Genomic DNA, 17248 nt, shown 5'->3' on the forward strand with positions numbered 1-17248 from the left:
AGCAGAGAGGAAAAAACAATGAAAATTAGCGGCTTTTCCTTTGTGCGCAACGGGATAAAATTATACTATCCGGTAATTGAGTCCATATTAAGCATTTTGCCAATTTGCGATGAATTTATAATCGCAATAGGGAAAGGTGATTCTGACGATGAAACAAGGGAACGCATTTTGGCATTAAATGAACCAAAGATTAAAATTATTGATACAGAATGGGACCCCAAATTGTGCCAAAGGGGAGTTATTAATGCCTGGCAAACTGATATTGCTAAAAATGAATGCCAAGGCGACTGGCTTTTTTATCTGCAGGCAGATGAAGTTGTGCATGAAAAATATTTACCCGTAATTAAGAAACGCTGTGAAGAACTGCTAAACGATAAAGATGTAGAAGGTTTGCTCTTTGCCTATAAGCATTTCTGGGGTGATTATTATCACTATCAAAACGGGCATGGCTGGTATCCTTTTGAAATCAGAATTATCAGAAATGACCCTCATATCCATTCTTATCAGAGTGCTCAATCCTTTCGCTATTTTGAATATTATGATAATCCGCGTCAGGAAAAAGGAACCAGAAAATTGAAAGTTGCCAAAGTAGATGCGGAGATTTATCATTACGGTTGGGTGCGTCCTCCCCATTTAATGCAAAATAAACGCCGAGCTTTAGATTCTGTGCATTGGGGGAAAGAAAAGGCAGATGCCTATTATAACAAAGCTCCACAATATTTTGATTATGGACCTTTGACCCGATTAGCTGTTTTCAAAGGTTCTCATCCGCAAGTTATGCAGAATAAAGTTTCGTGTTTTAACTGGCAGGATAAATTGCAACTGACAGGCAAACCCAATCCTTATCGGGAACCGCATAAACATGAGACCTTTAAAGCCCGCTTTTTAACTTTTATAGAAAAACACTTTAATGGTGGCAAACAAATCGGGACTTTTAAAAATTATATCTTATTGAAACGATGAGCATAAGCTTAATCATTCCTGTGTTTAATAATCTGAATTTATTGGAAAAATGCCTGTTTTCCGTTTACCGACAAAGTGTTCTACCAGATGAAATAATCCTTTCCGATGACGGCTCCGAAGAAGATATCGTTAGCTTTTTTAACGCTCAAAAAAAGAAAACCGCAATTCCGCTTATTTTAGTGAGACAGGAACATCTCCAATTTCGGGCTGCCAGAGTAAGAAACAACGGTGTTTCTGTTAGCAAAGGAGATGTTTTGGTTTTCCTGGATCAGGATATTGTAGTTCTGCCAGATTATTTAAAATGGATAAAGGCAAAACTCACTCCGGGAAGATTTCTAAGCGGTTATCCTGTGCGTTTGAATAAAGAACAAAGCGATAAATTAACTTTGGAAATTATAGAACAGAATAACTGGGAGGCAATTTTAACTGCCGAACAAAAGAGAAAAATACAAAAACAGTATAAAAAGGACTTTCTATCCTATATACTATTTCGTTATCTACATCTTGGTGGGCACGGGGCAAAATTGCGAGGAGGTGTATCTGCTATCTTTAAAAGTGATTTTGAATTAGTTAACGGATATGATGAAAACTATATTGATTGGGGAAATGAAGATGATGATTTGGGCAGACGCTTACAAGCATTAGGCAGAACCGGTTTTAATTTTGTATCTAAGCAAAACCCTCTTCACTTATATCATACACTTTATCACGATAAGGGTGAGAGGAAAAATGCCAATTATAGTGAACACTGCAAAAACAAAATTTCACATAGAAATTATAGATGCCAAAAGGGTCTTAATTCTGAACGCAATGATTTGGAGATATTAAAATGAATAACTTAGAGCGAGTATTAGGTTATCCTTTTTATTACACAGGGGTTTTAGCCGATAAGATTTTGCATTGGAATAATCCCGGTTCTCTTTTTTTCTTCTTTCCTCATTTTCATACTGGAGGTGCAGAACAGGTTCATCTTGACATTTTGCGTATTTTTGCAGACCAAAAACCTTTTATTATAATTACTATGAATTCTCGTAATAAAGCCCATTATCAGGCAATGCAAGATACCGGAAGATTGATTGAAATATATAAATACTTAAATAACGCAAACCGCTTTATAGTTAAGAATTTCTTCTATGGTTTTCTGGCTTCAATGATAAACAGGCATCCAAAAGCAGTAGTGCTTTCTGCTAACAGCACTATTTTCTATGAACTATGCTATTATTTGAAAGAGAGTTATATTATTGATATTCTGCATGGACTTTTTGGAATAAATAACGAACACTGGATTCAAGCAACTCCCAAAATCAATAAAAGAATAGTTGTCTCTCAAGCAGTTTACAATGCAGTTAAAAACATCTATATAAACAATGGCTTTGCAGATAAATATGTTGAGCGTTTGAAAGTAATTCACAATGCTGTCCCTTTGTGTAATTTTAACATTACTAAGGATTGGAATGCTCCTCTGAAAATTGTCTTTATTGCACGCAATTCAAAAGAGAAGCGATTCCATTTATATCAACAAATTGCTGTAAAAGTTATTTACGAGCTTCCGGGGACAAAATTTTATTGTATAGGAAATTACGCTAAAACCGAACCGGTAGTGAATTTGGGCGAGATTTGTGACAGGCAAAAGTTATATCAAACCATAAAGAGCTTTCATATTCTAATTCTATGTTCCAGTTCCGAGGGTTTTGGTTTGGTAATTTCTGAAGGGATGACTTGTGGCCTGGTTCCGCTGGCTACTGATGTAGGAGGAGTGAGAGAGACATTTCAAGATGGCATTAGCGGTTTTTTAATTAAAGCTGAAAATGAAGAAGACATAATAGAGGAGTTTATTACTGATATAAAGAAACTTGATGCTAACAGAGAATTGTTAAAACTAATGAGTAATTCAGCCAGGGATTATGTGCAAGAGCACATAAACTATGAGCGTTTTGCAGTTGAATACACCAAAGTGATAGAAGAGGGAAAAAATCGGTAATGGAGCATCTTTCTGCGGTTTTAATTGTAAAAAACGAGGAACAGAATATTGCCCGTTGCTTAAAATCTATTTCCCGGGTGGAGGAAATAGTTGTGTTGGATACCGGTTCCACCGATGAAACAGTGAATATTTGTAAGAATTTTGGTGCTAAGGTTTATTATTTGGATAAATGGGAGGGCTTTGGAAAAGCCAAACAGCAAGCAGTTGTTCTTGCTACTTTTGATTGGATTTTATCTATTGATGCTGATGAAGAACTTTGCCCTGAACTCCAAAAAGAGCTGCAGGAACTTAAAAAAAGGGAGTTTGATAACTCTGCCTGGCGCTTAAAAAGAAGATCATATTATTTAGGCAAGCCCATCCATTATTGCGGTTGGCAAAATGATGCTCCCTTACGGATATTTAACCGCAAACTGGGTAAGTTTAGCGAAAAGCTTGTTCACGAAGGAGTTCAGACCTCTCAGAAAGTTAAAACCTGCAAACATTATCTATATCATTATACCAGTCCAACAGTGGCAGTGCATTTTGCTAAAATGCGTTTGTATGGAGAATTAAGTGCCCAACAGCTTTATGCTCAAGGCAAAAGAGCTAACGAATTGATAGCATTTGTTAGAGGCAGCTATAAGTTTATCAAAATGTATCTCTTCCAGCTTGGCTTTCTGGATGGTGCTAAGGGCTTCTTGCTGTGTAAAAATTCCGCTTGGGGTGTTTGGAACCGCTATCATCTTTTGGGGAAAATGAAAAAATGAAGGTTCTTCATATTGATGCGGAAAAATATTGGAGAGGTGGTCAACAGCAGGCAGTTTACCTTTATGAAGGTATGCTGAAAAGAGGTTATGAATGTGGTTTTGTCTGCTGTCCCGGTTCTCAGTTACAGCGGTATTTTGAAACCAACCGGCTAAATTATCATTGTCTTACCTTTAGAAGCGAATCAGATATTATTTCAGCTTTCCAGTTAGCCCTTCTTTGCCGTCGTTATTCTTATAATATTTTACAGCTGCATAGCAGTCATTCTCTCAGTTGGGGTCTTTTAGCAAAATTATTTTACCCGAGCTTAAAACTCGTAGCAACCAGAAGAGTTGATTTTCCGATAGGGAAAAATCCCTTGTCCGCTTTTAAATACAAAACCAAAGCAGTAAATAAAATAGTTGCCGTTTCTGATAATATTCGCAGGGTTCTAATTACTTGCGGTGTTGCTGCAGAAAAGATTACAGTTATTCATAGCGGTATAGATTTGGCTAAGTTTGACAGAGCTCAAGTTCCGGAAAACTTTTATAAAACCTGGAATATCCCTGAAGAGAGTATTATAGTAGGAACCGTAGCTGCTTTTGCAGGTCACAAGGACTACCCCAATTTTCTGAAAGCTGCCTCTCTGGCAGTGCAAGAAAAGCAGGAGCTGTTTTTTATGGCAGTAGGAGGGGGAAATTTACTTCCGGAAATGCAAAAAATGGCTGAGGAATTAGGTTTGCAGGGTCACATTGCCTTCACCGGTTTTCAAAAAGGAATAGGGCAGTTTTTGCAAGCGTTTGATATCTTTGTTTTGGCTTCCTGTCTGGAAGGGCTTGGAACTTCTGTTTTAGAAGCAATGAGTGTTGGACTTCCCGTAATCGGGACAAGAGCAGGAGGCATCATAGAAATGATTAATTCAGGAGAAAACGGTTTACTTGTTCCTGCGCAAAATCCTTGGGAGCTATCTAAAGCTATTTTAACTTTGGCACAAAACCCTTTGCTGAGAGAAGAATATGGGAATAATGCCTTGAACAGTGTGCAGAAATTCAGCAAAGAACAGATGATTGATAAATACCTGGAACTATATACTTCATTATGAAAGAACCACAAAACATATTGATTGTGCAGACAGCTTTTATAGGAGATGTGATATTAATTACACCTTTAATAAGAGCTACGGCGGAATTGTATCCACAGGCAAAAATAGATGTGATGGTTGTTTCTGAGGCAGCCATTCTTTTAAAAAACAATCATTTTGTGCAGGAAGTAATTGTAGATGAAAAGCGTAAAAATGTTTTGCTCTCTACCTTGCAACTAATCAAGCAAATTAAAAGTAAGCATTATGACCTGGTTATTTCTCCTCATAGTTCTTTTCGCACGCATTTAATATTATATTTAAGTAAAATTCCGGAACGCATCGGTTTTAACCGGGGCTCTGCTAAATGGATGTTGACAAAAAGAATAGAGCATCCCGTAGGACCTCATAAAATAGTTAAAAACTTAGGTCTATTAAAGCCCTTAACTGATAGGGAATTTGATTTGCAAACAGAGCTTTTCCCATCGGATAAAGATAAACAGAAAGCAGAGGAATTGCTAAAAGCATTGTCCGGAAAGACATTAATTGCTATTGCTCCTGGCTCTATCTGGCAAACCAAATGCTGGCAACTGAAGTCCTATATAGCACTCTGCCGTAAACTTTTAGATAGTGGCTATGGAATTATCTTAATTGGCGGGGAAAGCGATAAATTTCTATGTGAGGAAATTGAAAATTCCATCCCCAAAGATAATGCTAAGCTAATTAATCTTGCAGGAGTTACTAATTTACTGGAAAGTGCGGCTGTGATAAAAAAGTGCTCTTTAATGATTTGTAATGATAGTGGTGCGATGCATATTGCCAATGCAATGCAGACCAGGGTTTTTGCCTTTTTCGGTCCCACGGTTCAGCGTTTTGGCTATTATCCTTACAGGCAGGGCGACAGGGTTTTTGAAGTTGACCTTGATTGTAGGCCTTGTGGCAGTCACGGCAGTAAAAAATGCCCGCAAAAACATCATAACTGTATGCAAAAGATAGAGGTAGAGCCGGTTTTTGCAGCAGTAACAGCTATTTTGAAATAGGAGGTTACAATGGCTTTTATAGATGCGCATTGTCATTTGGCGAATTTAGCGGAATTTATGCCTGTGTTGCCTTTAATGGAAGAAGCGGAAAAACAGGGAATTCACTTTTGGCTTTCTTCTGTGCTGGCTAAAGCAGAAATTGCCTGGCATCAAACAAACCCCGATAAACGCATTGCTTACAGTGCCGGAATTCATCCTAACTATGATGAATGCGATTTGGAGCTGATGGATATTGAAGAACTTTGTGCCAGGAAAAAGATTTGGGCAATCGGAGAAATTGGACTGGATAGAAATAATCCTGATTTTGCAGGGCAACTAAAGACATTTATTACTCAGCTGGAACTTGCCAAACAATACAATCTGCCGGTTGTTTTACATCTTGTAGGGCATACCAGCGAAGCATATAACATCCTGAAACAATATAAGCTACAATATCTTGTGCACGGTTATGCAGGTTCCTTAGAGGGTTTTAAAGACCTTTTACGCTTGAATTCACTTTTTACAATTTCCGAGCGGTTATTAAAAAAGGATAAGAGAGAACTTTTAACCGCTATGATAGATAGTAACCGCTTTTTATTTGAAACAGATATAACGCGTGAATATGTAAAGCCAAGAGAAGTTAATCCTCTTTTACGCTTAATTTCTCTTATCTCTTCTGTAGCTGAATTTACAGAAATTCACCCAGACACATTAAAAAAACAACAACAGATAAACTTTAACGGCTATGAACGAAACATATTTCTCCCGAACTGAACTTTTAGTTGGGCAGCAAGGTATGCAAAAATTAGCTCAGACCTCTGTGGCAGTTATTGGTTTGGGAGGAGTTGGTTCTTATTCTGCAGAAGCTTTAGCCCGTTCCGGAATCGGGAAATTGATACTGATTGACTTTGATGTAATTGAACCTACAAATATCAACAGGCAGATTTTAGCTTTGCAATCCAACATTGGCAAGCCCAAAGTAGAATTAATGCAACAGCGGATTCTGGATATCAATCCTAAGGCAGAAGTGATTATCTATCAGGAAGTTCTGGATGAAAATAAGCAGGATAGCTTACTTGCGGGAGCAGAATATTGTGTGGATGCTATTGATAGTTTGAGTGCCAAGATTAGCTTATTGGAATTCTTGCTTAAAAATGAACGCAAATTTATCAGTGTAATGGGAGCAGGAAATCGGTTAGATCCTTCGCAAATTCATATTTCTACTATTGATAAAAGCTACAACTGTCCCTTAGCCAGAAAAGTAAGAAAGCTGCTAAGCAAAAAAGGTATAAAAGGAAGTTTCCCTTGTGTTTATTCTTCTGAATTACCACTGAAAATAGCTGAAGATAATGAAGTTACCGAAGCAGAAGATTTATTACAGGTAAAACAGAGAAAGGTTATTGGTTCTATCAGTTATCTACCTTCAATAATGGGATTGATGGCTGCGTCTTATGTAATAAGGGATATCCTAAAAGATTGAAGTAGTTCTTCCTGATAAAAAAAGAAGAAAAACATCTTATAGTTCCTTAGTAACCAAGCTTTTTCGTTACCGTTTAATTTTAGGCAACGAATTAAATTACAGGAGGTGGAACGATGAGGACATCGTTCTTCAGGGAACAAAGTGTTGAGCAAATTGATATGCTTCAGGGGTATCAATATCTATCCACTGATTTGCTTTATCTAAAGTAATTGCTTTTATGCGCTTTAAGGTTATCAGTTCCGAAATCGCATTGCTGATAGAGTCCTTCCCTTTAGCCATTGCTTTTTCCACTGCTGTAAAGAAATCCGGTTCCAAACGAAATATTCCACAATCCAAGGCATTATAAGTAGTCAGTTCTTTGCCGATAGCAATTATGTAATCATTTTCTGTCTGCACTTTTGTAGCGTCATCCAGATCAAAGTTTTCCGTTATAAAAGGGTCCACTAAAAGCAGGTTAAGGCGTTCCGGAAATTCGGCTATCTTTTTTAGGGCTTCTACTTTTACCAGGTGGTCAGACATAGAAAGGAGAAAGGGCTCATCCTTTATATAATCCTTTACTTTATAAACCGAAAGGGCATTTCCTTTGTCCCACTCAAGGTTTTCTACAAAAGTTACCGGTAAGGCGGGGGGATTTTTCTGCAGGTATTCAATTATATAGTTCTTCTTATACCCGATAACCATTATCAGTTCTGTAATGCCTGCATCTTTCAGGTGTTCAATAATAGTGGATAGGATAGTTCCGTTTTGATAGGGAAGCAGGGTTTTAGGAACTTGTTTTGTAGTTTGCCAGAGGCGACTGCCAATTCCAGCTGCAATTATTACTGCTTGCAAGATTTACGCTCCATTTTCGTGACCCCCTTCAGAGTAAAGCTCTTCCATTTTTTCAACAAAGCGGATACTGGCTTTTCCGTCCAAACCGTAGAAATACTTTTGGCGGTATTCATCTGCCTTAGCAATCATATCCAAAGTAGGATTAAGGGCTGTAGCGATTGCTTCAGGAAGTTGTTTCCCGTTTTGGATATGGGGAAAAGCACCTTTTAAAAATTCCCGGTTATCAATTTCCAGCAGGGGTTGACCGTCTGAATGATTCAGTTTATCGCAAGCAAGGTCATAAACAATACCGAATTTATTCAAGGCAATAAAATCAAAAACCGTGCTGGATGCCTCACTGATAACAGTATCGGCGGCAGCATAATAGGGAACGATATTAAATTCCGTAAAAGGCAAAAGCACTGAATGAGGATATTTTTTCACGCGTCTTTCAAATATCCGGTGTTGTTTATGCGGGGCATATTTTCCCATCCAGCTGTAGGGATGAAGTTTAATAATCAGATTATAGTTCCTGGTTTGTTCAAAGATGTCATCTTTAATTTCATACATACAGGTTGGTTTATAAGTTGGAGCAAAAAGCACTGTTTTTTTAGCGGGATCAAGATTCCAGCGTTGTAACACCTCTTCCCGCTTAAATTTACCCTGAAAATAGTAGTCCAGTTTAGGCAAGCCGATTAAATGGACTTCGCTTTTTCCCAAATAGGGGCATTTTAACAGGGATTCAACTCTATGCTGTCCTTCCACAAAAATCTGGTATTTAACTCCGGGAGAACGAGCTAAGTTACGATAGAGTATATTTTTAATGCCTGTTCCGTGATTCAGAAAAATCAGCAGTGTTTTACCATAATCCTTTGCATTGCGAAGAGTATCCCCGGAAATAACAATATCAAATCCAGTTGTCTCTTGTGTAAAGCGATAGCCGAGTTTTTTCCAGTCCTCAGTTATTTTGTTCCGATAGGGAAATTCAAACCACAAATATTTGATTTTTTCCATATCCAGCGAAAACCAAACATCGTATTTGGGGTTATTCAGAAGCAGCTCTATAATAGGATCAAAGGCGGACTTATGATAGGCATAGCCAATTCTGAAAAGGAGTTTTATCTTCTTCATTGCCATTTAGAACAGTTTTAATAATTAAAATAAGTATGGAGACAAGCTCCATACCCATATTTTACATTTCGTTATAATACTCCAAACCCAGATGCGTAATCAGGTCTTCTTTCATCATATAGCGCAAAGTATTTTTCAGTTTCATCTGTTGAATGAAAAGGTCGTTTTCGGGATAAAGCCCGGGAGCAGTCATAGGGGATTTCCAAAAGAAAGAAAGCCATTCCTGAACTCCAAACATATCACAACGCTGTGCCAAATCCATAAAGAGAATTAAATCCAGCAAAACAGGAGCAGCCAGAATGCTATCTCTACACAGGAAATTGATTTTAATTTGCATCGGATAACCGAGCCAGCCAAAAATATCTATATTATCCCAGCTTTCTTTATTATCGCCACGCGGAGGATAATAATTGATACGGACTTTATGATAGAGGTCTTTATAGAGCTGAGGATATTTTTCCGGTTCCAGAATTGTTTCCAGCACCGAAAGCTTGCTAACTTCTTTGGTCTTAAAACTTTCGGGGTCATCAAGAACTTCTCCGTCTCTATTACCTAAAATATTGGTAGAAAACCAACCGTGAATACCAATCATTCTGGCTTTTAGCCCGGGAGCGATGATTGTTTTCATCAATGTTTGACCGGTTTTAAAATCCTTACCGCCAACGGGAACTTTTTTCTCTTCCGCCAGTTTTCTAAAAGCCGGAATTTCCAGATTAAAATTCGGAGCACCATTGATAAAAGGAATTCCCATCTGCAAAGCGGCATAAGCATAAATCATTGAAGGAGCGATTGCCGGATGATTATCCCGCAAACCCTGTTCAAAACTTTCCAAAGTATTATGCACCGGGTTGGCTTCCAAATAGACCTCAGTGGAGGCAGCCCAAGCCATCACTAACCGACTGCAATTTTTTTCTTCTTTAAAGCGTTTGATATCTTCCATCAGTTGCTGAGCCAAATCCATTTTATTATCGCCGGTTTTAACATAAGTGCCGTGTAATTTTTTCACATAGTTATTATTGAAAACCGCCTTTTGGGGCTTCAGAGAACGCAATTCCGGCTCAATTTTATCCAGCAGTTCTTTTTCCAAAACTCCGGCTTTTAATGCTGCTTCATAAGCATCATTAGGGAAAATATCCCAAGCCATAAATTCCAAATCCTGTAAATTAGCGAGAGGCACAAAGTCCTTTATTAACGGGGTTCTATTTTCAGTTCTTTTTCCTAAGCGGATAGTGGACATCTGTGTAACCGAACCAAAGGGTTCCGCAATGCCTTTTTTAATTGCTTGAACGCCAGCTACAAAAGTTGTACTTACAGCGCCTAAACCTACTAATATAACGCCAAGTTTGCCTTCTGCCTGTTTGATTTCATTACCTCTAAGCATTTTTTCTCCTCTTTAGTTGCTTATTTTTATCCAGTAAATATATAAATGCGTAGGTGTCAAGCACAAATGTTTTCACCGCTGCCCTCCTATTTTTAGAATTTTTGTTTTAGCTCTAAACCGAGCTTCAGCTTTGGCAGTTGAAGGCAAAGATGAGATTTTCTGTTGCCTATTCATCTCGTTGCATCCACAGAAAGGTCGGGAAAGAGTTAAAACAAAAATCAAAGAGTTCCCGGAATTTTTCCCATAACCCTCCGATATGACTCTCGTATCGTTCCCGTATCGCGATATGGGAACGATACGGGAATCTCATCTGCCGCATAAGGCAAAAAAGCAGGAACTGAAAAACAAATATTACGGAAGAAATACATTATAAGTTAACCAAATTTGGAGGAACTCTGAAGGTGTGCTAAAAAAGCTTGACGAAATATTTTATATATGCTTAAAGGTTTTTTTTATTAACATAACTGCTAAAAGAGGGAAAAATGAACGCCGATGTGATTATCATTAATATCAGCCAGTTAGTTACTCTTGCCCATAATAATGCCCCCCGCCGGGGAAAAGAAATGGAAGAAAACTCTATTGTTACCAATGCCGGAATAGCCATAAAAGGTGGTAATATAATAGAAATTAACGATACCAGGGCAATTGAAAGAAAATATCCTGCTCCCGAACTTATTGATGCTCAGGGGAAAATTGCCACTCCGGGGTTTGTTGATTGTCACACTCATCCCGTTTTTGTGCATACCCGCGAAGATGAATTTGCTATGCGGCTACAGGGGAAAAGTTATGTGGAAATTGCCTTAGCTGGAGGAGGTATTTTAAATACTATCCAAACAACAAGAAATGCTGATGAGGATTTGCTTTTGGAACTGGCAAAAAAACGCATCCTGAAAATGATTCCCTTAGGAACCACAACTCTGGAAGCAAAAACCGGTTACGGACTTAATACCGAAAGCGAATTGAAACAATTGCGGGTGATAAAACGCCTGCAAAAAGAACTGCCGATTGAGATTGTTCCTACTTTTTTGGGGGCGCATGAATTTCCTGAGGAATATAGAAATAACCATTCCGGTTATGTAGAACTGCTTTGTAAAGAAATGATTCCGGCAGTTGCGGAACAAGGAATAGCGGAATTTTGCGATGTTTTTACGGAAGCGCATACTTTTAATCTTGAGGAATCCCGCCAAATACTTTCCTGCGCTGCAGAACACGGACTTAAACTAAAAATGCATTGTGATGAGATTGAGCCCATTGGTGGCGCAGAACTGGCTGCAGAAATGAAATGTATTTCTGCTGACCATTTGGGTTCTACTGATGAAAGAGGAATTGAAGCCCTTAAAATGGCAGGAGTAATCCCTGTTTTATTGCCGGCAACTTTATTTTCCTTACAGAGCAAAAAATATGCCAATGCCCGACTGATGATGGATTTGGGGCTTCCTATAGCTCTTGCTACGGACTATAATCCCGGCAGCTGTAACTGTGACAGTATGCAGTTTACAATGTCCCTTGCCTGTTTAAAAATGGGTTTAACTCCTGCAGCAGCTTTATGTGCAGCCACTTTAAACGCTGCTTATGCATTAAATAGAGGCAATCAAATCGGCTCTTTGGAGGCAGGAAAAAAGGCAGACCTTATTTTATGGGATATTCCAGGGATAAATTTTATTCCCTATCATTTGGGTTCTTCCTATGTGGACCTGGTGCTAAAATGCGGAAAGACAATTTATAAGGCAAATTAAATGCCGGAGACATCTCTAAACAGTTATCAGGTAATTAGAACCGTGCACAGTTCTTTAAGGTTTTCTATCTATCTGGCAAAACAGATGGAAACCGGAACTACTGTGCTAATTAAAACACCTGATCCACAACGAGTTAACGATGAACTATTGAAACAGGATTTAGTTAACGAAGCCAATGCCCATCTAAAACTTAGCCAGCCACGAATTAGAAAGGTCTTTGAAATTAGAGAAGAAAAGGAAACTGCTTACCTGATTGGAGAATACATAGAAGGAATGTCTCTTGCCTCTTATCTGAAAATAAACTTTAATTTGCTTACTCTGAAACAAATCCTTTCCTGGCTGCAAGAACTTTTAGAAGCACTTATTTATGCTCATAAACAGGGCTGCGTTCACCTGAATTTGAATCCTTATAACATCATTGTGGATGATAATGACCACCTGAACATAATTGGTTTCGGGAAAAACCAAAATGCCTGTAAAACCGCGATGGAAAAAGATGGCAGTTACCATCCGCTTTTATATGTTGCTCCGGAACTTTATCAATCGGGAGTTGCACTTCCTCAAGCCGACCTATTTTCTTTTGCTGTAATTGCTTATCAAATGCTTTGCGGAGTTGTGCCCTGGCGGATAGACCTGCAACTAAGCCCGGAAAAACAAAAACAGCAATCCCTCTGCCGGGCTGTAATTATGCCGGAAATAATGCATAAAGAAGTTCCGGACTGGCTTTTTGCCGCTTTATTGCAATGTTTGAAACTTGATCCCCATCTGCGGTTTTCCAATGCGGAAGAGCTTTTGCAGGTTTTTAATAAACAGGAAAACTGGCTGCCGGAAGAGGTTGAGAAGGTTGAAAAGGTTGAGGAATTTGAGAAGGTTGAGGAGGTTGAAAAAGTTGAGGAGGTTGAGGAAGTTGAGAAGGTTGAGGAAACTTCAAATAATGGATTGCTGAATTCAGATGCGGATAAAACAAAGGAAACAAACACAATAGATACCCCCGCTACTTCTTACGAAAGTGAAATTGCCCTCCCCCAAGATTTGCCTGTTGCCGATTTGGCAAATAAGCAAAGCTTACCTCAAAAAGTTGATGCTCCCGGTCTCTATGGCAAATCAGAAACTACCATCTCCAAAACCGTTCCTCCTCCAATCCCGCCTGCAATAATAAAGGAAACGACAAAACTGAAAAAGGTCTTTAAGGTTCTCATCTGGCTATCCGTAATAATTTTACTTTTTGTGATTGTAAAATATATCGCTTTTGGCAACCGACCCAAATTTACTTCCGTGGCTGATAGCACTCAAGTGGAAATTTCGGAAGAACCGCAAAACAAAAATTTGCCGATAGCAATGGTTTTGGTTCCTGCCGATACTTTAGTGATGGGGGATATTTCTCCCGAAGCAGAAGATGATGAATTTCCTCTTTTAACTATTGGCATTTCTGCTTTTTATATCAGTAAAATGGAAATCAGTCAGGCAGAATGGATGATGGTTTTTCCCAAAAATCCGGCTCATAGCAAAGACCCTGAATTACCTGTGGAAAATGTTAATTTTTACGATGTTATTGACTTTTGCAATCAGAAAAGTGTTCTGGACGGCTTTGAACCCTGCTACGATTATTATGATGATAAAGTGGTCTGTAATTTTTCTGCCAATGGCTATCGTTTACCTACAGAAGCAGAATGGGAATTTGCTGCCAAAAGTGGAAAAAGAGATAACTTCTTTGTTTATAGCGGTTCTGATCTGGCTACGGAAGTTGGCTGGTTTAGTGAAAATAGTGATGCTCAAAGCCATCCCTCCGGACAAAAACAACCAAATCAACTGGGAATTTATGATCTGAGCGGAAACATCTTTGAATGGGTGTGGAATTGGTATGCGCCGTACAATTCACGCAAATATGACCCTTTTACTGGACCGGATAAAGGAACCGATAAAGTTATTAGAGGCGGTTCATGGTATCATAATGCTTCCGAAATGAGAGTTACGAACCGTAATTTTGCCAAGCCCTATACAAAAAATGCCTATCTGGGTTTTCGGGTGGTGAGAACGAAAAGTATGTGAGTTCAAAGTTCAAAGTTCAAAGTTCAAAGTTCGGAGTTCAAAGTTCGGAGTGCAAAGTTCAAAGTTCAAAGTTCAAAGTTCAAAGTTCAAAGTTCAAAGTTCAAAGTGCAAAGTTCGGAGTTCAAAGTTCGGAGTTCAAAGTTTGTTAGGGTATTCTGGATACAAAAGGATAACTTCCATTTCTTCATTTCTGCTTGACACCAAACGGCTTATCTTGGTTTAGGTTACATTTACTAAACAGGAGAAAAAAAAAGTGGAATACACCGATTATAAAAAGACAGCCCTGGATATGATAAACCAAATTTCTGAAATTCGGAGGTTACTTTGATCCGGAACCTAAAAAGCAGGTTATAGCCGAACTGGAACAAAAAATGAATGCTCCCGATTTTTGGTCGGATCAAACAAATGCTAAAAAAGTTAGTAAACAGCTTTCCCAACTGAGAGATGAACTGGAGCATATAAAAAATCTGGATGCTATGAAGGGAGAACTGGAAGCATATATAACCTTACTGGATGAGGATTTCAGTGCTGAGTTACTGGAAGAAGCAGTTGCCGAACTTCCCTGGTTGCAAAACTTTATTGCCAAAGCCGAAATTGAATGCTATCTGAACGATAAATACGATCACAACGATGCTCTGCTGACAATTCATTCCGGTGCCGGAGGAACGGAATCTCAGGATTGGGCTGAAATGCTGTTACGAATGTATGCTCACTGGGCTGAGAAAAATAATTACAGTTTCAATATCATTGATTCTCTGCCGGGTGAAGAAGCAGGACTTAAAAGTGTAAGTGTTGAAGTTAAAGGAGATTATGCCTACGGGATGTTAAAAAGTGAGATTGGTGTTCACCGCCTGGTGAGAATAAGCCCTTTTAACGCTCAAGGGAAAAGACAGACCTCCTTTGCCTCGGTTTTTGTGTATCCGGAATTTGATGAAGAACCGGAAATAGAGATTGACCCTAAAGACCTGAAAATAGATACTTTCCGCTCCAGTGGAGCCGGCGGACAACATGTGAATACCACCGATTCTGCCGTGCGGATTACTCATCTACCTACAAATATCGTAGTTTCCTGCCAAAATGAACGCAGCCAAATTCAAAATCGCGAAAAAGCGATGTCCATCCTCAAAAGCCGTTTATATCAATACTATGAAGAACAACGAGATAAAGAAAAACAATCCGTTGAGAATAGTAAAACGGAAATCGGCTGGGGTAATCAAATTCGCAGCTATGTTTTTCAGCCCTACCAAATGATTAAAGATCATAGAACTAACTACGAAACAGGGAATATAGATAAAGTGATGGATGGCGATTTGAATGATTTTATCTATGCCTGGCTGAAATATAACGCACAACAGAGGATAAATGGCTAAGCAGGATTATCAGGAATTGCTGAAAGAACTGGATAGAAACAAATTACCTAACCACATCGGTTTGATTATGGATGGTAACGGACGCTGGGCAAAAAAACGAAACAGACCTCATCTTTATGGCCATAGAGCCGGGGTGAAAGCTTTGCGACAAGTTGTAGAACTGGGTGTGGAACTGAAACTGCAATACTTGACTTTCTATGCTTTTTCTACGGAAAATTGGAACCGACCAGCAAAAGAAGTGCAAGGTCTGCTGAAATTACTCAAAGAGCAACTGAAAAAGGAAATTCCGGAATTGATGAAGCAGAATATCTACGCTCAATTTATTGGAACGGATGTTGGGTTGGAAGAAAATTACCGCAAAGAGATAAATTCCCTTGTGGCACAGACCCATAATAATACCGGGATGATCGTTAATTTTGCTTTTAACTATGGAGGTCGCCTGGAAATTATTGAGGGCTTTAAAAAGTTTATGACTTTGCACCCTGATGAATGGAAAAAACTAACTCCTGAGGAATTTGGAAATTATCTTTGGACTGCAGGTCAGCCCGATCCCGATTTGATAATTAGAACCAGCGGAGAAAAACGCCTTTCCAATTTCCTGATCTGGCAGGCAGCTTATTCCGAACTCTATATTACCGATACATTGTGGCCTGATTTTAATAAAGTGGAAATGATTAAAGCGCTTTTAGATTATGCCTCACGCGAACGCAGGTTTGGAGGCAGAAATGAATGAATTGCTAAAAAGAGTGCTGGTAGCCGTTATCTTAATTCCGGTTGTTCTTATTGTTCTGTATTACAGAGGGTTGCCTTTGGTTATATCCTTATTGCTGGTAGTTTTTTTGGGGTGCCTGGAATATATTCGGATGATGCATAAAGCCGGAGTTAACATCAATTATTTTTGGGTTATTCTCAATTCCCTTTTCTATTTGGCTCTAATTTATACTGAAGGGAAGGATTTACCGTTACTGTGGCTGGTTTTGCTGTTAGCTGTTGGGGAAACACTATTTACCTGGAATGAAGATAAATCTGTTCCCCGTTTGTTTGCTACCCTTTTTGGCTTTGTTTATACAGCGTTTTTTCCTGCTTTGATTGTGCGGGTGGGTCTATACTATGAGGAATATAATTTTTTACTTGCCTTAATTCTGCTAATTTGGTTTGTGGATTCCACTGCATATTTTGTTGGAATGAAAATGGGAAAACATAGAAATATAACGGCTGTCAGTCCTCGCAAGTCACTGGAAGGTTTTATTGCAGGAATTCTTGCGCCGTGGCTGATTTTGATTATATTATATGTTTGCAAGGTTGAAATCCTGCCTTATTCCTATTTGGCTGTTTTAGCTGTAGCGGCTGGAATTTTCGGTCAATTAGGGGACTTGGTGGAATCAATGTTTAAGCGATATTGTAAAGTGAAGAACAGTTCTAATCTGCTTCCGGGTCACGGAGGTATTTTAGACCGCTGTGACAGTATCCTGTTTGCAGGTTCTTTTTTATACTGTGCTTTGGAAATTTTAATTAAAGTGAGGTAAC

The 17248-nt window shown here is 38.8% G+C and carries 16 protein-coding genes; 13 read left to right on the forward strand and 3 right to left on the reverse strand.

Features of this window, described 5'->3' with window-relative positions; genetic code table 11:
• Nucleotides 1-18: 18 nt before the first annotated feature.
• The 8 genes from PLE33_01185 to PLE33_01220 are packed head-to-tail and all read left to right on the forward strand — an operon-like array spanning nucleotide 19 to nucleotide 7244.
• A complete protein-coding gene (locus tag PLE33_01185; protein HPS59861.1) occupies nucleotides 19-963 on the forward strand; it encodes a hypothetical protein in 945 nt (314 codons plus the stop codon).
• Nucleotides 960-1796 (forward strand): glycosyltransferase, encoded by an 837-nt coding sequence (locus tag PLE33_01190; protein HPS59862.1) that lies wholly within the window; start codon nucleotides 960-962, stop codon nucleotides 1794-1796. Before PLE33_01185 ends, PLE33_01190 begins: the two co-directional genes overlap by 4 nt.
• Nucleotides 1793-2944, forward strand: a complete 1152-nt coding sequence (locus tag PLE33_01195; protein ID HPS59863.1) for a glycosyltransferase family 4 protein — start codon at nucleotides 1793-1795, stop codon at nucleotides 2942-2944. Before PLE33_01190 ends, PLE33_01195 begins: the two co-directional genes overlap by 4 nt.
• Nucleotides 2944-3690, forward strand: coding sequence for a glycosyltransferase family 2 protein (locus tag PLE33_01200; GenBank protein HPS59864.1), 747 nt, complete (start codon nucleotides 2944-2946; stop codon nucleotides 3688-3690). The genes PLE33_01195 and PLE33_01200 overlap by 1 nt, the downstream gene beginning before the upstream one ends.
• The gene (locus PLE33_01205) at nucleotides 3687-4769 is read left to right on the forward strand and encodes a glycosyltransferase (protein ID HPS59865.1); all 1083 of its coding nucleotides are present in this window, start codon (nucleotides 3687-3689) and stop codon (nucleotides 4767-4769) included. Before PLE33_01200 ends, PLE33_01205 begins: the two co-directional genes overlap by 4 nt.
• Nucleotides 4766-5785 carry a lipopolysaccharide heptosyltransferase II gene (gene waaF / locus PLE33_01210; GenBank protein ID HPS59866.1) on the forward strand — a complete coding sequence of 340 codons (1020 nt, stop codon included), beginning with the start codon at nucleotides 4766-4768 and terminating at the stop codon, nucleotides 5783-5785. Before PLE33_01205 ends, waaF begins: the two co-directional genes overlap by 4 nt.
• A gap of 9 nt (nucleotides 5786-5794) precedes the next feature.
• Nucleotides 5795-6538 carry a TatD family hydrolase gene (locus PLE33_01215; protein ID HPS59867.1) on the forward strand — a complete coding sequence of 248 codons (744 nt, stop codon included), beginning with the start codon at nucleotides 5795-5797 and terminating at the stop codon, nucleotides 6536-6538.
• Nucleotides 6510-7244, forward strand: coding sequence for a tRNA threonylcarbamoyladenosine dehydratase (locus tag PLE33_01220; protein ID HPS59868.1), 735 nt, complete (start codon nucleotides 6510-6512; stop codon nucleotides 7242-7244). The genes PLE33_01215 and PLE33_01220 overlap by 29 nt, the downstream gene beginning before the upstream one ends.
• Before the next feature lie 129 nt (nucleotides 7245-7373).
• On the opposite strand, the gene PLE33_01225 is transcribed toward PLE33_01220, so the two are convergent.
• From PLE33_01225 to PLE33_01235, 3 genes are all read right to left on the reverse strand, one after another.
• A complete protein-coding gene (locus PLE33_01225) occupies nucleotides 7374-8075 on the reverse strand; it encodes a sugar phosphate nucleotidyltransferase (GenBank protein ID HPS59869.1) in 702 nt (233 codons plus the stop codon).
• A 3-nt stretch (nucleotides 8076-8078) separates the two neighbouring features.
• The gene (locus tag PLE33_01230) at nucleotides 8079-9185 is read right to left on the reverse strand and encodes a CDP-glycerol glycerophosphotransferase family protein (GenBank protein HPS59870.1); all 1107 of its coding nucleotides are present in this window, start codon (nucleotides 9183-9185) and stop codon (nucleotides 8079-8081) included.
• A 61-nt stretch (nucleotides 9186-9246) separates the two neighbouring features.
• On the reverse strand, nucleotides 9247-10566 hold the full coding sequence (locus tag PLE33_01235; protein ID HPS59871.1) for an inositol-3-phosphate synthase: 1320 nt from the start codon (nucleotides 10564-10566) through the stop codon (nucleotides 9247-9249).
• 482 nt (nucleotides 10567-11048) lie between these two features.
• On the opposite strand from PLE33_01235, the gene hutI reads away from it, so the two are divergent.
• The 5 genes from hutI to PLE33_01260 all read left to right on the forward strand — a co-directional run bounded on the left by hutI (nucleotide 11049) and on the right by PLE33_01260 (nucleotide 17247).
• Nucleotides 11049-12302, forward strand: a complete 1254-nt coding sequence (hutI, locus tag PLE33_01240) for an imidazolonepropionase (protein ID HPS59872.1) — start codon at nucleotides 11049-11051, stop codon at nucleotides 12300-12302.
• Complete coding sequence (locus PLE33_01245) at nucleotides 12303-14351, forward strand: bifunctional serine/threonine-protein kinase/formylglycine-generating enzyme family protein (GenBank protein ID HPS59873.1); 2049 nt, start codon at nucleotides 12303-12305, stop codon at nucleotides 14349-14351.
• A 305-nt stretch (nucleotides 14352-14656) separates the two neighbouring features.
• Nucleotides 14657-15721, forward strand: coding sequence for a peptide chain release factor 2 (prfB, locus tag PLE33_01250; protein HPS59874.1), 1065 nt, complete (start codon nucleotides 14657-14659; stop codon nucleotides 15719-15721).
• Nucleotides 15714-16454: an isoprenyl transferase gene (locus PLE33_01255; GenBank protein ID HPS59875.1), complete on the forward strand. Its 741-nt coding sequence runs from the start codon at nucleotides 15714-15716 to the stop codon at nucleotides 16452-16454. The genes prfB and PLE33_01255 overlap by 8 nt, the downstream gene beginning before the upstream one ends.
• A complete protein-coding gene (locus PLE33_01260; protein ID HPS59876.1) occupies nucleotides 16414-17247 on the forward strand; it encodes a phosphatidate cytidylyltransferase in 834 nt (277 codons plus the stop codon). Before PLE33_01255 ends, PLE33_01260 begins: the two co-directional genes overlap by 41 nt.
• Nucleotide 17248 lies beyond the last annotated feature (1 nt).

This window comes from Candidatus Cloacimonas sp., from assembly GCA_035403355.1.
Classification (GTDB): domain Bacteria; phylum Cloacimonadota; class Cloacimonadia; order Cloacimonadales; family Cloacimonadaceae; genus Cloacimonas.

What these genes read in the sequence shown, in the direction of transcription:
- hutI (HPS59872.1), top strand. Translation starts at nt 11,049, where the DNA reads ATGAACGCCGATGTGATTATCATTAATATCAGCCAGTTAGTTACTCTT.
- PLE33_01255 (HPS59875.1), top strand. Translation starts at nt 15,714, where the DNA reads ATGGCTAAGCAGGATTATCAGGAATTGCTGAAAGAACTGGATAGAAAC.
- PLE33_01215 (HPS59867.1), top strand. Translation starts at nt 5,795, where the DNA reads ATGGCTTTTATAGATGCGCATTGTCATTTGGCGAATTTAGCGGAATTT.
- PLE33_01235 (HPS59871.1), bottom strand. Translation starts at nt 10,566, where the DNA reads ATGCTTAGAGGTAATGAAATCAAACAGGCAGAAGGCAAACTTGGCGTT.
- PLE33_01190 (HPS59862.1), top strand. Translation starts at nt 960, where the DNA reads ATGAGCATAAGCTTAATCATTCCTGTGTTTAATAATCTGAATTTATTG.
- waaF (HPS59866.1), top strand. Translation starts at nt 4,766, where the DNA reads ATGAAAGAACCACAAAACATATTGATTGTGCAGACAGCTTTTATAGGA.
- PLE33_01245 (HPS59873.1), top strand. Translation starts at nt 12,303, where the DNA reads ATGCCGGAGACATCTCTAAACAGTTATCAGGTAATTAGAACCGTGCAC.
- PLE33_01185 (HPS59861.1), top strand. Translation starts at nt 19, where the DNA reads ATGAAAATTAGCGGCTTTTCCTTTGTGCGCAACGGGATAAAATTATAC.
- PLE33_01205 (HPS59865.1), top strand. Translation starts at nt 3,687, where the DNA reads ATGAAGGTTCTTCATATTGATGCGGAAAAATATTGGAGAGGTGGTCAA.
- PLE33_01195 (HPS59863.1), top strand. Translation starts at nt 1,793, where the DNA reads ATGAATAACTTAGAGCGAGTATTAGGTTATCCTTTTTATTACACAGGG.
- PLE33_01220 (HPS59868.1), top strand. Translation starts at nt 6,510, where the DNA reads ATGAACGAAACATATTTCTCCCGAACTGAACTTTTAGTTGGGCAGCAA.
- PLE33_01200 (HPS59864.1), top strand. Translation starts at nt 2,944, where the DNA reads ATGGAGCATCTTTCTGCGGTTTTAATTGTAAAAAACGAGGAACAGAAT.
- PLE33_01230 (HPS59870.1), bottom strand. Translation starts at nt 9,185, where the DNA reads ATGAAGAAGATAAAACTCCTTTTCAGAATTGGCTATGCCTATCATAAG.
- PLE33_01260 (HPS59876.1), top strand. Translation starts at nt 16,414, where the DNA reads ATGCCTCACGCGAACGCAGGTTTGGAGGCAGAAATGAATGAATTGCTA.